This is a genomic window from Streptomyces sp. SAJ15, assembly GCF_007595705.1.
GTDB lineage: Bacteria > Actinomycetota > Actinomycetes > Streptomycetales > Streptomycetaceae > Streptomyces.
The window spans coordinates 496157-511453 of record NZ_NISY01000002.1 but is presented as its reverse complement, the minus strand read 5'-3'; the positions used below and the strand labels follow the sequence as shown (position 1 = coordinate 511453).

Genomic DNA, 15297 nt, shown 5'->3' with positions numbered 1-15297 from the left:
CACCGCAAAGGCGCGCGCGTCGGAGGAGAGTTGGTCCCGCGACCGGCAGATCTCGCCCGTGTCCCCGCACGCCGGGGCGTCGTCAGGCGGTGCGGCGCCTTCGGTGGCGTCGCCACTGCCATACGGCTGCTACCGCGAAGGACGCCGCGGTCAGGGCGATGCCCAGGACCGGCCAGTTGCTCCCCGCCAGCCGCGGGTCGGCGAGGAGGACCGCGAAGATCAGACCCAGCGGGACCAGGAGCGAGAGGACGGCTCTGAGGGCCGCCACCACCATCTCGGGTTCGAGCCTCGTGGCCCGCCTCGGTCGGGCGGGGGCCGGCTCGCCGAAGTAGAAGGTGGTGGCCCGGTCCATCAGGCGATCGGTGGCCCTGCCGTACGACAGCCCGAGGTACGGGAGCCAGACGAGGGGGGCGACCATCCCGACCAGCAGCACGGCGCCGAGCAGGGCGTACCGTCCGGCCTGGGCCAGCCATCGCGCCGCTCTCCCCTTCGTCGGCTCGCCCCTCGGCGCGATCAGCCCCAGGAGGCGCGCCATCCGCAGGATGATCCCCCACAGGGTCGCCGCACGCCGTCGGAGCCGCCCGATCGCCCCCTGCTTGGGGCCTTCCGCCGTTCCGCCTTCCCCGGGGAGCGCCAGTTCCGACAGCGCGGCCCGCGCCCGGTCGACGTCCTCATAGACGCCCTGCAGGACCAGGAGTTCGGCGCCCCGGACGAGGTCCGTGGGGTCCCGACCGTCGATGGCGGCCAGTTCCAGGCAGGTACGCGCCTGACTGAGCAGCGCCGCGCAGAACGCGAACGGCATCAGGATCACCAGGGGGCCGCCGACGAAGGCTCCTTCGGTCACGACCCGGCGTCTGCCGCGGACGAGCACCCGGGCCCGGAGTTCGGCCATGGCGGCGTCGGGGTGCGCCTCGCCGACCCGGTCCACCGAGCGCGCGGCGGACGGGCCCGTGTGTCGGACGGCGAAGGCGGCGAGGTGCTCGGGCAGGTGCCGCGGGTCCGCGGCCACCGCCCTCAGCAGCGACCGCGCGAGGGCGGGGTCCTGAAGCGTGTCCGTGTCCTGAGGATCCGTGCCCGGCACCGCTCACCACTCCCCCGAGTCGACGGCGGGTCCGCCCGTACGCTCGGCCTTCCGCCCGAGGAGCCGTCGGAGCGCGGTGTCCGCGGAGCGGCACTCGCCGGCCGCGGAGAGCGGCACGAGGATCCTCGGGCGCGACATGATTCGTGTGTAGCACAGACGGCACCTGCGGACCGGGCATCCTCGCGGCGGCGCAGCGCGTGGCCGAACGGATTCATCTGAGGGGCGTCGCGGCGGAGTGACGAGCCCGCGCGCCGACGACGGGCGACATCGGGGTGGCGAGGAGTACGCCGATGGAGCGGCCCCTGTCCGCGTCCGGGCGAGGAGGCCCCGCGGTCTTCGGCTCACCCGGCCCCGGGGACGGCCCCCCGGGCTGGTCGACGGCCGTCCGGCCGCTGAACGTGAAACCCCTGCCGTCCGCGGGACGGCCTCGCCCTCCTCTCGGCGACTCGGCGGCCGCGTCGCCCGACCGGCCCTGCGGCGGTTGCGAGGGCGTCCGAGTTGCGGCAGGGGTCTCCCGGACGCAGCCTGGGAGGCGTCGGGCTTCAGCGCCCGTTCCGGCTCCGCGGTGCCGATTTCTTTCGCCAAGCACATTCGCCAAGCACATTCGCCAAGCACACCCACGGCAGTGCAAGGAGACCGGTATGGCCAAGGAAACAGTCGTCGCTTTTCCCAAGATCGCCAGTGTGCCCACCGTGCGCGTGGGCGAGGAAGCGCGAGGTCTGGAGCGCGTGCAGGACTTCCTGCGGCGATTCGGCTACCTCGCCGGCTCATCCAGCGGCAAGCGGGTGGACGGCACGATGTCGCACGCGCTGGAGAAGTACCAGGAGTTCAACGGGCTCACCGTCACGGGCGAGTTCGACGAGGCCACGCGGGATGCCATGACCCAACCCCGCTGCGCCATGCCCGACATGCGCCTCGGCATCGAGGCCGTCACCACGTGCGGTTGGACCAGGACCGACCTGACCTTCGCCTTCGACACCGGGACCGACGACGCGGCCGGGAACGAGGAGTTCGACGCCGTCCGGAACGCGTTCCGGACCTGGTCGGCGGCCGCGCCGCTGACCTTCACCGAGGTGGAGAAGGGCCAGAGCCCTGACATCCTCATCGGCTGGCGACCGGCCAGTGACACCGATCTGAGCATGGTCGGGGGCACGCTCGCGCACGCCGACTTCCCGCCCGGCTGCGGAGTAGTCACCGACGGCAGCCTGCCGAAACCCGTCCACTTCGACGACTCCGAGCACAACTGGAGCATCGGGGCGGCGGTGAACTCCTTCGACGTGGAGACGGTCGCGCTGCATGAGCTCGGCCATATCCTCGGTCTGGCCCACACCAGCGCCTCCGGGGCGGTGATGTTGCCGATGGTCAGCTCGAATTCGACGAAGAGGGCCCTCACCCAGGACGACATCGACGGTGTCCGCAGCCTGTACCCCGACGGCGCTCGGAGTCGGGAGGCCGCCCGCACCCGGGAGGCGAGGGAGGCGTGGTTCGGCTGGGAGTCCCGGGGCGGCAGCGTCACCAGCGACATCGCCGTCGGACGCAACACCGACGGACGCATGGAGATCTTCGCCGCCGGGCTGGACCGCGCGGTGTGGCACAACTGGCAGATGGCCCCGAACGACGGCTGGTCGGGCTGGGCCTCCCTCCAGGGTGGGATCACCACGGACATCACGATCGGACGGAACGCGGACGGGCGCATGGAGATCTTCGCCGGCGGCCTCGACAACGCCGTCTGGCACAGGTGGCAGGTGGCGCCGAGCGGCGGCTGGTCACCCGGCTGGAACTCCCTCGGCGGAGGCATCACCAGCAACATCGCCGTCGGACGCAACGCGGACGGACGCATGGAGATCTTCGCCCGCGGGCTGGACGGCGCGGTGTGGCACAGGCGTCAGGCGGTGCCCAGCGGCGGCTGGTCCGGCTGGGAGTCCCTCGGCGGGGGCATCACCAGCGAGATCACCGTCGGGCAGAACGCCGACGGACGCTTGGAGATCTTCGCCCGCGGACTGGACGGCGCGGTGTGGCAGAAGTGGCAGGTCTCACCCGGCGGCGGCTGGTCCGGCTGGAGCTCCCTCGGCGGGGGCATCACCAGCAACATCGCCCTGGGGACCAACGTCGACGGGCGCATGGAGATCTTCGCCCGCGGCCTCGACAACGCCGTCTGGCACAGGTGGCAGGTGGCGCCCAGCAACGGCTGGTCACCCGGCTGGAACTCCCTCGGCGGAGGCATCACCACCGACATCGCCGTCGGACGCAACGCCGACGGACGCATGGAGATCTTCGCCCGCGGCCTCGACAACGCCGTCTGGCACAAGTGGCGGACCAGCGCTTAGGGCGGTCAGGAGGATGACCATGACTTCACAGGACGCGCAGCAGCGGGAGCGGGAGATGCCCCGAGGCGGGATGGAGCCCCGGGCGGCGGCCCGGAACGACATGGGGGCCGGGGGCATGGAGACCCCGGGCATGGAAGCCGGGGGCATGGCAGCCGGGGGCATGAGGGCCGCGGACAGGCAGACCGCGGGCATGGACACCGCGGGCATGGAGACCACGGCCATGGAGACGCGGCGGGAGGAGATGCCGCGCGGGGACATGGCACCCTGGGCGGCGACCGCGAGCGCTTCCGAGGCGGATCGGGAGATGCCGCACGGGGGCCCGCGGGGCATGCGGTCGGCGCCGGCGGGCGCGTCGGGCGCGGGCGCCCGGGACATGCCGCGCGGCGACATGCGCTCCTGAGGACGACTGCCACCGGCGCACGCCGCAGGCGGCCGCGAGCGGTGGCCGCTCCGACGCGGGGCCACGGTGCCCGACCCGGGCACGACCAGCTTCGACGAACGTGGCCGGGGAGGACGGGACCGTATCGACCAGGCGGTGCAGCCCCTCATCGACAACGGCCTGTGCGACACTCGCTCCTGACGCCATGCCTGACGTCCATGTCAGACATCCATGCCTGACATGGGTGTGCGGGCAGCCGCGGAGGACATCCGCATCCGAGTCCACGGCACGCGGTCATGAGGGGAGCACCATGAGGATCGGCGAGCTGTCCCGCCGCACCGGCGTGAACGAGCGGCTGCTGCGCTACTACGAGCAGCAGGGGCTGTTGCGGCCGGAGCGGCTGCCGAGCGGGTACCGCGACTACCGCGAGACGGACGTCGACGCCGTACACCGCATCCGGGCCTTGCTCGCCGCCGGCCTGTCGACCGCCACCATCGCCCGCGTGCTGCCCTGCGTCCGGGACGAGGGCGAGCGACTGGTCCCCGTCTGCCCCGACCTGCTGGCGCAACTGAGGGACGAGCAGGCCCGGATGACCGCGGCCATCGAGGAACTCCAGACCTCGCGGGCGCTGCTGGACGCGGTGATCACGGCCGGGCAGGCAGCCGCCGGGGCGGCGTCCGCCGGGCAGACCGCCGAGACGGCCACTCGCGGCGAACGGTCCGTCACGCCGCCCACCGGGGACGGGCGGACCCTCGCGGGGGTCGCCCCTGACGGGCCGGTGCTCGTGGCGTCCGTCCCCGCCCCCGCCGTCGCGGCGGCGGCCTCCGCCGGCTAGGCCCCACGCCGGCCGGCCACCGGACGGAGCGGGAACCCCTACAGCGATCTTCGCGACTCGCGGCGGCAGTTCGACCCCGCGCCTTGCCGTGCTCGCCGCCCTCGCAGATGCTGCCGCACCGGCGCCTGCGAGCACCCGCCTCCTGGAGGCACAGCCGGCACACGGCAGGGCTCGCGCGGCCGCATGCCGGCGACCGTACGGCCGGGACGGACCGCCACGCGTGTAGCGGCAGGACGCGCCGCACTCACCCGTCGGGACGCGCGATCGCTCGCGCGGGGCTGAGATCGCCTCAGCGAGTGAGAGGCCGCCGCCCATGGCGGGGAGGGCCAGGACATGACGTGGTTCGTGACGCTCCTTGGTGCCGCCCTCGTGATGGCCATTCTCCGGGACATGTTTCACACGATCTGGCACCCGACCCGCCATGGTGGGCTGAGCAAGCTGATGATGACGGGGATGTGGCGCTTGTCCTCGCGCCTGAGCACGCGGTGGCGCGCCAGCGGGCTCGCCGGCCCCTTGGGCATGGTCTGCGTCGTCTCGGTGTGGGCGCTGACCGTGGCCGTGGGGTGGGCATTGGTCTACTGGCCGCACATGCCGGAGAACTTCTCATACTCCGCCGGCCTCGTCCCGGCCGAGCACGCGGGGCCGATGGACGCGCTGTACGTTTCCCTGGTCACGCTCGCCACCCTCGGCCTTGGGGACATCGCGCCGGCCACGGGGTGGCTGCGCGTCGTCGGCCCGCTGGAGGCGCTCGTCGGCTTCGCCCTCCTCTCGGCGACCGTGGCGTGGATCCTCGGCATCTATCCCGCCCTCGCCCGCCGCCGCACGCTCGCGCTGCGCCTCTCCTACCTGCACGGCGGGGTGACGTCCCAGGCACTCGACTCGGAGGGGGGCGCCGCCCTGCTGGACAGCCTGGCCTCGGCCGTCTCGGTCATCACGGTCGACTTCCTCCAGTACGCCGAGTCGTACTACTTCTACGACGGTGACGAGAACACCTCGCTGCCCCGACAGATCGGCCACGCCGCCGGCCTCGCAGAGCAGGCGGCGAGCGCCCGCCATCCCGGCGTCCGGCTCTCCGCCGCATTGCTGCGCAGGGCGCTGGACGACCTGGCCGCCATCCTGGACGAACGCTTCCTGCACACGGGGGCGGCCACGGCCGGCGTCTTCGCCTCGTACGCCTCCGATCACGGCGACCGCGTGGGATCCCCGCCCGACCTCCGGAGGGGGCCGGGCACATCCTCTCCGGGCGGTGAGGAGCGGCGCCCTTGAAAGGGGCCAGGCACCCGCACTCGGCAGGCCGTTCTCGGTAGAGGTGCTCCCCGGTCTCATCGCCCAGACCGCCGCCCGAAAAAACGAGCCGCCATCATGCACCCCCCATGATCCAAGCGAAACCGCCCAGGCTAGGAGACGGACGCCCCACCGGCCCCGGCGCAGCCCTCCCCCGGCTTCACGATGCGGGTGAGCAGGGCGATCAGCTGATCGCGCTCGGCCGGTGTGAGGCAGGCGGTGAGTTCGTCGTTGGCCTCGTCGCCCAGCCGTTCGGTGCGGCGCAGGCGCCGCTCGCCCTCGGTGGAGAGGGCGATGGCGTTCTTGCGCCGGTCCTTGGGGTCGGGGCCGCGGGTGACCAGCCCGTCGGCGACCAGGTCGGAGACGATGCCGACCATGTCCTTCGGGTCGATGCTCAGGCTGCGGCCGAGAGCCGCCTGCGAGATGGGGCCGCGTTCGGCGACCGCCGACAACACCGCGTGATGGGTCATCCGCATGCCCTCGCGGGCCAGCGCCTCGGCGACCAGGCGGTGGCCGCGGGCGGCCGCGCGGCCCAGCAGCCAGCTGGGGAGCGCGCGGATCCGGGCGGGAGCGAAGGGGGTCTCGGCCATGCCATCACCCTACCCGGGAAACCGTTGGACTCCCCAATGATTCCTGGTTTATCGTTGGGTCACCCAACGGTTTCAGGAGGTGCTCATGCGTCGCGTTCGCTTTTCCGAGTACGGCGGTCCCGAGGTGCTGCGCGTCGAGGAGGTCGAAGCGCCGCGGCCCGGCCCGGGCGAGCTGCTGGTGGCCAATGAGGCGATAGGAGTGACGCTGCCGACGGTGCGCAAGGTGCGGGACGGCGGGCTACCGCTGCCCGGGGCGCTCGGCGGCGAGGTGGCCGGGCGCGTCGTCGCCGTCGGACCCGAGGTCACCGGCTTCGCGGTCGGCGACCGGGTCACCGCGCTCTGCTTCCGTGACTCCTATGCCGAAGAGTGCGTCGTGGCGGCCGCGATGGCCACCCCGGTCCCCGACGGCGCCTCGGCGGTGGACGCGGTCGCCCTGGTCCGCGGCGGGCTGGTGGCGTCGGGCGCCCACGCCGCGGCGCGCCCGGAGCCGGGCGAGTCGGTGCTGGTCACGGGCGCGGCGAGCGGAGTCGGGCATCTCGCCGTGCAGTTGGCGAAGGAGCGCGGCGCGGCCCGGGTGGTGGCCGCCGCCGGCTCCGCGGCCAAGGCCGAGTTCCTGCGCTCGCTGGGTGCCGACGAGGTGGTGACGTACAAGGACGCGTCCTGGGGGGAGCCGGTGGACATCGTGCTGGACGCGGTCGGCGGGGAGTTGCTGACCCCGGCGGTGGCCGCACTCGCGCCCGGCGGGCGGCTGGTGGCCTACAGCTCGGGCGGCGGCACGGTCTCGGCATACGACCTCCTGGTCGGCGGCAAGACGGTGACCGGATTCCAGATGGCCCGGATCGCCGCGACCCGGCCCGCGCTGGTGGAGTCGTGGCGCCGGGAGCTGTGGACGCTCTTCGCCGAGGGCCGGCTGCGCCCCTCGGTGCACGTCCGACTCCCGCTCGCCGAGGCCGCGACGGCGCACGAGATCATCGAGTCCCGGGCGAACCTCGGCAAGGTCGTCCTCATACCCTGACCACCATGACCGACACCCCCGCCACGGACAGCGCCCCCGCCACGGGCGACACCGCCGCCTCAAGCCCCGCCCACGCGGCGGGAGCCGGGGCCGCCGACCACCCCGTACTGCGCCGGGCCGAGGCCACCGACAGCGAGGCGGCCGCGGAGGTGTGGCTGCGCTCCTACGGCGTGGCGCTGCCGAGCGTGCGCAGGGCCCACTCCGACGAGGCGGTGCGGGAGTGGTTCCGGCATGTGGTCGTGCCCGACCACGAGACCTGGGTGGCGGTCGCCGGCGACGCCGTCGTCGGTGTGCTGGTCCTCGCCGGCGCCCGGGAGCTGGACCAGCTCTACCTCGACCCGCGGTGGCGCGGCCGGGGGCTCGGCGACCGGTTCATGGAGTTGGCCAAGCGGCGTCGGCCGGCGGGGCTGGAGCTGTGGACCTTTCAGGTCAACGAGCCGGCACGGCGGTTCTACGAGCGGCACGGATTCACCGAGGTGCTACGGACCGACGGCCGCGGCAACGAGGAGCGCGAGCCCGACATCCGCTACGCGTGGCGTCCCGAGGAGCCGGCCCCGACGAGCTGACTCGCCCCCCATGGCACCGGGCGAGCCCGCTGGCACAGCGCCGTCGAACAGCCTCTCAGGCACCTCACCCAACCGGCCTATTTCTATGGAAATGTGACGCACGGTCCTTGTAGGCCCCGAGGGGAAACGGGAGACTTCTGCACAGCGCGCTCCAGACGTGGGATGTCATGATGTCCAGATGTCTTTGAAGGGTCGGTCGGACATGACGTCAGATCTTCGTGCACACTTCAGAAGACCATGGCGACGCCGTGCGTGGGCGATACTCGCCGCCGCGGTGCTCGCCCTCACTCCGATTCCGGTACGGGCCGTGGACGCGAACGATTCGGCGTCCGCGGCCCGTCTCGGCTTCCAGCAGGAGGTCCTCTTCAAGGCTTCCCAGGAGCGGGGGTATTCCTGCTTCCGCATCCCCGCGATCGTGAAGACCACCAAGGGAACCCTCCTGGCCTTCGCGGAGGGTCGGGTCGACAACTGCGGCGACGCGGGCGACATCGACCTGGTACTCAAGCGCTCCACCGACGGCGGGCGGACCTGGGGCCCGCTCCAGGTGATCGACGAGGGCGACGGCGACACCCATGGCAACCCCGCCCCCATCGTCGACACCCGCACCGGCCGGATCGTGCTCGCCACCACGTACAACACCGGCCGCGACGACTCACAGAGCTGCGAGGTGCCCTGTGACCGCGTGCCGCACTTCCAGTACAGCGACGACGACGGAGCGACCTGGTCCCCACCACGCGACCTGAGCGATTCGATCATGCCGCGGGACTGGAACTCCTGGTACGCCACCGGTCCCGTGCACGGCATCCAGCTGACCCGCGGCGCCCACAAGGGCCGGCTGGTCTTCGGCGTCAACACCGAGACGTACGACGGTTCGCGCGTGACCCAGAACCACGCCGCGCTCGTCTACAGCGACGACGGCGGGGACAACTGGAAGATCGGCGCCGTGGACACCTGGGCGATCTCCCACGACGGCTCGTTCCGTCAGAAGCCCTCCGAGCTGACCATGGTGGAGCGGGAGGACGGCTCCATCTACGTGAGCGGCAGGGAGCAGGACGGCACCGACCTCGGACATCGCGACTGGGCCGTCAGCCGTGACGGCGGCGTCTCCTTCGCCGGCCCCTTCCGCGCCATCCCCGACCTGTACACCCCCCAGGTGCAGGGGTCGATCATCCGGCTGCGCAGCAAGGCGGAGGACGGCTACAGCAGGTTGCTCTTCTCCGCCCCCGCCGATCCGGACCGGCGCCGCACCATGATGATCCGTTCCTCCTGGGACGAGGCGAGCACCTGGGACAGCGTCGACCGCGGCAAGGTGGTGACCCAGGACTGGTCCGGCTACTCCGACATGGTGGCCATCTCCGCCGACGAGGTCGGGCTGATGTACGAGGGCGGCACGGTCGACGCGCGGGACGAGATCCGTTTCGCGCGCTTCACCGAGGACTGGCTGGGACCGCGCCGCGGCCCCGACGACTCCACCGCCGACCGGGCGCCGGGCGCCCGCGCCGCGAAGGTGCTCGGCGAACCGGCCCAGACCAGCGGGCAGTTCGGCAAGGCCCTGGCCTTCGACGGCGCGGACGACGCGGCGCGACTGCCGTTCCGCGACACCCTGCCGCTGGGGACCGAGGACTTCACCGTGAGCCTCTGGTTCCGCTACTCCGCCGCCTCCGGACACCATCCGTTCCTGTGGATCGGCGGCGTCGGCAACCGACAGCCGCAGATCTGGGTACGCGGCGAGCCCTCCAACAGCCGGGTGCGCGCCCTGATCACGGCGGTCAGCGGCACCACCGCGCCGCGCAGCGCCTCCGTCAGCACCCCGGAGGCGCACAACGACGGGGCATGGCACCATCTCGCGGTGCAGCGCGCGGGCGGCAGACTCAGCATCGCGGTGGACGGCACGCCGGCCATATCGGTACTCGACGCCCCCGGCACGGTGAGCCGCACCTCGCCGTTCGGCATCCACCTGGGCCAGGGCGTCGACAGTCGGTCCCACCTCACCGGCGCGCTGGACGAGGTCCGGGTGTACAGCCGGGCGCTGTCCGACACCGAGCTGCGCCAAGTGCGCGAGTTCAACTCCTCGTTGGACGATGACAGCGCGGTCGTCCTGCGGCTGCCGCTGGACTCGGTACAGGCCGCGGCGGCGACGTAGCACGGCGACCGGACCGGTAGGACGGCTTCACGGGGCGGGCCCGGCGGCGGTAGGCCGCGGGGCCCGCCCCTCGCCGTGCCCCGCCCCTGCCGCCCCGCAGGCGCCGCCCGTCCGCATCCGCAGAGATTCGGTGGGGAAAGGCCGGAGAGCGCGTGGGGCGCCGGGGCGCACCATGGCTTGGACGTCCGCGGTATACCGGAGTGCCCGCATTGTCCCGGCGCGCGGGAGCGCGAGTTCTACGTTGCGTAACGGGACACCCCTCCCGCGGTGGCGTCTGATCGGGTACGGTCACGGGCCCGGAACGGCTGCGAGGAGCAGGCATTGCGCGAGATCACCGTCCCGCCGTTGGCGACGGCGTGCCAGGTGGGGGGTCTGGCGGATGCCGTGTTCGAGCACGCGGAGAGCGATCCGGACCGGGTGGCGCTCGGGCGGCGGACGGAGGACGGCGGCTGGGCGGACGTCACCTCGGGCACGTTCCGCGACGAGGTGCTGGCGCTGGCGAAGGGACTCCTCGCGCAGGGCGTGCGGTTCGGCGACCGGGTCGCGATCATGTCCCGCACCCGCTACGAGTGGACGCTGTTCGACTTCGCGATCTGGACGATCGGCGCCCAGTCGGTCCCCATGTACCCCACCGCCTCCGCCGAGCAGGTCTACTGGATGCTGCACGACACCGGCACCTCGGCGTGTCTGGTGGAGCACGAGGACCACGCGATGACGGTGGGTTCGGTGATCGACCGGCTGCCCCGACTGAAGCGGCTGTGGCAGCTGGACGCGGGGGCGCTGGACGAACTGCTGGTCGCCGGCGCCTCCGTCGACGACGCGGTGGTGGACCGACACCGGATGGCGATGACCCCGAACACACCGGCGACGATCATCTACACCTCGGGCACCACGGGCCGGCCGCGCGGCTGCGTCATCTCGCACGCCAACCTGATGGCCGAGTGCGACAACATCGTCGCCCGCTACCGGGACGTCTTCCACACCAAGCCCGGCGACGAGGCCGCCACCCTGCTCTTCCTCCCCCTCGCGCATGTCTTCGGACGGATGGTGCAGGTCGCGGCGGTGCGCGGCCGGGTGAAGCTGGCCCACCAGCCGGACCTCAACGCCGCCGCCCTCCTGCCCGACCTGCGGTCCTTCCGGCCCACCTTCGTGCTGGCCGTCCCGTACATCTTCGAGAAGGTCTACGCCGCCGCCCGGAGACGGGCCGAGACCGAGGACCGGGTGGGGCCCTTCGAGAAGGCCGTGGACGTGGCGGTGCGGTACGCGGAGGCACAGGAGGCCAAGGCGTTCGGCACCGGACCGGGGCCCGGCGCCGCGCTGCGCGTGCAGCACCAACTGTTCGACAAGCTGGTGTACGGAAAGGTCCGCGAGACGCTGGGCGGCCGGGTGCGGCACGCGATGTCCGGCGGTTCGGCGATGGACCGGCGCCTCGGTCTGTTCTTCGCCGGTGCCGGCATCACCATCTACGAGGGCTACGGGCTGACCGAGACCACCGCCGCCGCGACCGCCAACCCGCCGGAGCGGACCCGCTACGGGACGGTGGGCGTGCCGATCCCCGGCACCGGCGTGCGCATCGCCGAGGACGGTGAGATCTGGCTGCGCGGCGACCAGGTCTTCACCGGCTACCTCGGCGACCCGAAGGCCACCGACACCGTGTTGCGCGACGGCTGGCTGGCCACCGGCGACCTCGGCGCCCTGGACGAGGACGGCTATCTCACCATCACCGGCCGGAAGAAGGACGTGCTGGTCACCTCGGGCGGCAAGACGGTCTCCCCGGCGGCCCTGGAGGAGCGGGTGCGCGCCCACCCGCTGGTCCACCAGTGCTTCCTGGTCGGCAACGACCGCCCGTACATCGCGGCCCTGGTCACCCTGGACGCGGAGGCGGTCTCGCACTGGCTGTGGATGCGCGGGAAGACCGCCCCGCCCCCCGCCGACCTGGTACGGGACCGGGAACTGGAGACGGAGATACGGCGCGCGGTGGTCGCGGCCAACACCCTTGTCTCACCGGCGGAATCGATCCGTACGTTTCGCATACTTGCCGCACCGTTCACAGAGGAGCATGGTCTCCTGACGCCGTCGTTGAAGCTGAAGCGCAGCGCGATCGAGCAGGCGTACGCCGTCGAAGTCGAGGCGCTCTACAAGGATGTGAGGCGCCTCTGAGCCGCAAGGGGGCAACGGAAATGATCGACATCGTCCTCCCCGCACTTGACCAGCGCGAACTGACCATGGCCTCCGAGGACATGGCTCGCGGCCCCGGGGACCCGCAGCGGAACCCGCCCGAGCCGCTGGCCGGGCGGATCGTGCTCGGCGGGCCGCTGTCGGTGCCGGTGACCACCGAGTTCGTCAGCGAGGACCCGGAGTTGAAGGCATTCGTGGCATCGGAGGCCGGCGCGGCCGTCTACCACCTGCTGCACCTCTCCCTCACCTGCGCCACCCAGGCGCCGCCGGGTGGCTCCGGAGCCGCCCCGCGCTCCCTGCCCGACCTGCACACGGTGAACGTCGACCTGACGCTCTCCGCCGAGGCCGGGGCCGCCTTCCCGCCGGTGGCCTGGTCCATGACGCCGCAACAGGTCACGGAGACGGTGCAGGCCACCACCAACCTCCAGCTCGGCCCCCAGCTGGCCTTCGTCGGCCACAGCCGCACCACCCAGCGCGGCCGGGTCTGCGTCGAGGCGCTGCGCGAGCTGCGCTCCGACCCCGGCTGGGAGATCCGGCACACCCGCACGGTCCCGATCGGCGGCGGCTACCGGCTGGCGATGGTGGTGCGGGCCCCGGCCGGGGTGGTGAGCCGGGTGGCGGTCGGCGTCGGGGCCTCGGTGCGCCGGGGTCATCTGCTGCGGCGCTACCGGGAGGAGATCCCCGATCCGCTGCGGCTGTCGGTGGAGTTGTAGTACGGCTACCCCGAGAGGTGCGGGGCCGCGGAGAGAGGACGGGTGACCCGATGGCGGGCGCGGACGACGACACGACCGAGTTGACGGCGGAGGAGATCACCGCGCTCGCCCGGGCCTTCGGTCCCGGGCCGGCCGCCAGGTCGTTGCTCCGCAAGGCGGGCTTCCCCGCCGACCTGATGCCCAGCCCGGTCGGCGTCACGGCGGAGGAGTTCTGGTACGCCGTCGCGGAGCCGCTCGCGGCGGGGGCCATGGCGCACGGGCGGTTACGCGTGCTGAAGGCGGCCCTCGACCGCTACCCGTACCACCCGCTGTTCCGCGCGGCGGTCGACGGGGCGGCGGCCGCGTCGCCGAGCGGAACGGCCGACGGGGCGGCGGCCGGCGGCGGGGGGTCCGGGGCGTCCGACGGGGCCGGCGCGTCCGGGAAGCCCGCGGGGTCCGGCGGCGCCCGGGGATCGGGGGCCGCGGCCCCCTCGGAGGGGGCCGCGGCGGGCGGGCCGAAGCCGATCGGCAGCGTCCTGGTGGCCGGGGCCAGCCCGCACGGCCGTGACCCGCTGCGGGCGGCGCGGGAGGCGCGCGCCATCGAGGCCGCGGCCGCCCGCGTGGGGTTCTCGGTGCACCACAGCCCGGCCGCCGCCGTCACCGACCTCCAGCGGATCCTCGACCTGCGGCCGGAGGTGCTGCATCTGATCTGTCACGGCGAGGACGCGCACCTCGTCTTCGAGGACGCCTTCGGCGGCGCGCACCGGGTGACCGCGGACTCCGTGGTGCGGCTGCTGCGGTCCTACCGGTGCCACGCCGGGGTCCGGCTGCGCGGCGTGGTGCTCGCGGCCTGCCACACCGGGCCGCTCGCCGCGGCCTTCACCGAGGTGGCCCGGGTGGTGATCGCCCACCATGGCGAGCTGGACGACGAGGCGGCGGTGGCCTACGCGGCCGCGCTGTACGGCCTGCTCGACCGGGTGCCGGCACTCCACGACGCCGCGCTGGTCGCGGCGGACCAGGCCGCCGCCGCCCTGGGCGACGACTACGGCGTGGAGCTGAGGGAGAACCTGGTGGTGCGGGGGTGGGACGCGCCGGGCTGAGGCCCGGGTCCGCCCCCGCGCGGCCGAGCCGGGAATGCGGGGCCCCGGTCGACCGTTGAGGATGACGAAAGCACCCCCGTCTCCCGACGTTAGGATCGACTGCTCGTGAGCAAGGTCCCCTTCATCACCCTCAACAACGGCGTCCGGATGCCTCAGCTCGGCTACGGCGTCTGGCAGGTCCCGGACGACGAGGCGGCCAGGGCGGTCGGCGCCGCGCTGGAGGTGGGGTACCGCAGCATCGACACCGCCGCGATCTACGAGAACGAGGAAGGCACGGGCCAGGCGATCGCCCGGTCCGGCATTCCGCGCGACGAGCTGTTCGTGACCACCAAGCTGTGGAACTCCGACCAGGGTTACGACGCGACCCTCCGCGCCTTCGACGCCTCGCTCGACAAGCTCGGCCTCGACCACGTGGATCTGTATCTGATCCACTGGCCGGTTCCCTCCCAGGACCGCTACGTGGAGAGCTGGAAGGCCCTGGAGAAGATCTACGCCGAGGGACGGGCCAGGGCCATCGGCGTCTCCAACTTCCACCCGGCCCACCTCGAGCGGCTGCTGGCCGAGACCTCGGTGGTGCCGGCGCTGGACCAGGTGGAGCTGCACCCGCGGCTCCAGCAGGCCGAGGTCCGCGCCTTCAACGCCCGGCACGACATCGCGACCGAGGCATGGTCCCCGCTGGGCCAGGGCAAGGACCTGCTCGACGCCCCGGTGCTGGCCGCGATCGGACAGAAGCACGGGAAGACCCCGGCCCAGGTGGTGCTGCGCTGGCACATCCAGTCGGGCCATGTGGCGATCCCGAAGTCCGTGACGCCGTCGCGGATCGCGGAGAACTTCGACATCTTCGACTTCGCGCTGGACGAGGACGACCTGACGGCCATCGCCGCGCTGGAGTCGGGCACCCGGCTGGGTCCGGACCCGGAGACCTTCGACATGGCCTGAGCCCGGGCGCGTCGGTCTGGGCCCGGGCGCGGCCCGTGCCCGCCGTGGCGTGAGCGCCGGGGTGTCACGGCGTGGCCGCCGGAGCGCGCCACGGCGCGGCTGTCGGAGTGCCGGGCGGGGGCGCCGGGGTGCTGGGCGCGGGCCTCGCCGAGCGGCGCCGGTAACACC

The 15297-nt window shown here is 72.9% G+C and carries 13 protein-coding genes and 1 pseudogene; 11 read left to right on the top strand and 3 right to left on the bottom strand.

Features of this window, described 5'->3' with window-relative positions; genetic code table 11:
* Positions 1–82 precede the first annotated feature (82 nt).
* The gene (locus CD790_RS07635) at positions 83–1081 is read right to left on the bottom strand and encodes a hypothetical protein (protein ID WP_144382265.1); all 999 of its coding nucleotides are present in this window, start codon (positions 1079–1081) and stop codon (positions 83–85) included.
* Between the two features lie 3 nt (positions 1082–1084).
* Entirely contained in the window at positions 1085–1219 is a 135-nt protein-coding gene (locus CD790_RS35620) for a hypothetical protein (protein WP_260867402.1), read from the bottom strand.
* 503 nt (positions 1220–1722) lie between these two features.
* On the opposite strand from CD790_RS35620, the gene CD790_RS07630 reads away from it, so the two are divergent.
* The 4 genes and pseudogenes from CD790_RS07630 to CD790_RS07615 all read left to right on the top strand — a co-directional run bounded on the left by CD790_RS07630 (position 1723) and on the right by CD790_RS07615 (position 5888).
* Positions 1723–3408, top strand: a complete 1686-nt coding sequence (locus CD790_RS07630; RefSeq protein ID WP_144382264.1) for a matrixin family metalloprotease — start codon at positions 1723–1725, stop codon at positions 3406–3408.
* 19 nt (positions 3409–3427) lie between these two features.
* The gene (locus tag CD790_RS07625) at positions 3428–3808 is read left to right on the top strand and encodes a hypothetical protein (protein WP_144382263.1); all 381 of its coding nucleotides are present in this window, start codon (positions 3428–3430) and stop codon (positions 3806–3808) included.
* A gap of 289 nt (positions 3809–4097) precedes the next feature.
* Positions 4098–4451 (top strand): annotated as a pseudogene (locus CD790_RS07620) (MerR family transcriptional regulator); the annotation flags it as partial.
* Positions 4452–5012: 561 nt separating this feature from the next.
* Positions 5013–5888 (top strand): potassium channel family protein, encoded by an 876-nt coding sequence (locus tag CD790_RS07615; RefSeq protein WP_313956480.1) that lies wholly within the window; start codon positions 5013–5015, stop codon positions 5886–5888.
* Between the two features lie 131 nt (positions 5889–6019).
* Here CD790_RS07615 and CD790_RS07610 read toward each other — a convergent pair whose 3' ends face one another.
* The gene (locus tag CD790_RS07610) at positions 6020–6496 is read right to left on the bottom strand and encodes a MarR family winged helix-turn-helix transcriptional regulator (RefSeq protein ID WP_144382260.1); all 477 of its coding nucleotides are present in this window, start codon (positions 6494–6496) and stop codon (positions 6020–6022) included.
* A gap of 85 nt (positions 6497–6581) precedes the next feature.
* Here CD790_RS07610 and CD790_RS07605 point away from each other — a divergent pair, with 85 nt between their 5' ends.
* The 7 genes from CD790_RS07605 (at position 6582) to CD790_RS07575 (ending at position 15129) form a co-directional block, all read left to right on the top strand.
* On the top strand, positions 6582–7511 hold the full coding sequence (locus tag CD790_RS07605; RefSeq protein ID WP_144382259.1) for a zinc-binding dehydrogenase: 930 nt from the start codon (positions 6582–6584) through the stop codon (positions 7509–7511).
* Between the two features lie 5 nt (positions 7512–7516).
* Entirely contained in the window at positions 7517–8077 is a 561-nt protein-coding gene (locus CD790_RS07600) for a GNAT family N-acetyltransferase (protein WP_144382258.1), read from the top strand.
* A gap of 202 nt (positions 8078–8279) precedes the next feature.
* Positions 8280–10220, top strand: a complete 1941-nt coding sequence (locus CD790_RS07595) for a sialidase family protein (RefSeq protein ID WP_144382257.1) — start codon at positions 8280–8282, stop codon at positions 10218–10220.
* 321 nt (positions 10221–10541) lie between these two features.
* A complete protein-coding gene (locus CD790_RS07590) occupies positions 10542–12380 on the top strand; it encodes a long-chain fatty acid--CoA ligase (protein WP_144382256.1) in 1839 nt (612 codons plus the stop codon).
* 20 nt (positions 12381–12400) lie between these two features.
* Positions 12401–13111, top strand: a complete 711-nt coding sequence (locus tag CD790_RS07585; RefSeq protein ID WP_144382255.1) for a hypothetical protein — start codon at positions 12401–12403, stop codon at positions 13109–13111.
* 50 nt (positions 13112–13161) lie between these two features.
* Complete coding sequence (locus CD790_RS07580; RefSeq protein WP_144382254.1) at positions 13162–14190, top strand: effector-associated domain EAD1-containing protein; 1029 nt, start codon at positions 13162–13164, stop codon at positions 14188–14190.
* 105 nt (positions 14191–14295) lie between these two features.
* Positions 14296–15129 (top strand): aldo/keto reductase, encoded by an 834-nt coding sequence (locus CD790_RS07575; protein ID WP_144382253.1) that lies wholly within the window; start codon positions 14296–14298, stop codon positions 15127–15129.
* The last annotated feature ends 168 nt before the right edge of the window (positions 15130–15297 follow it).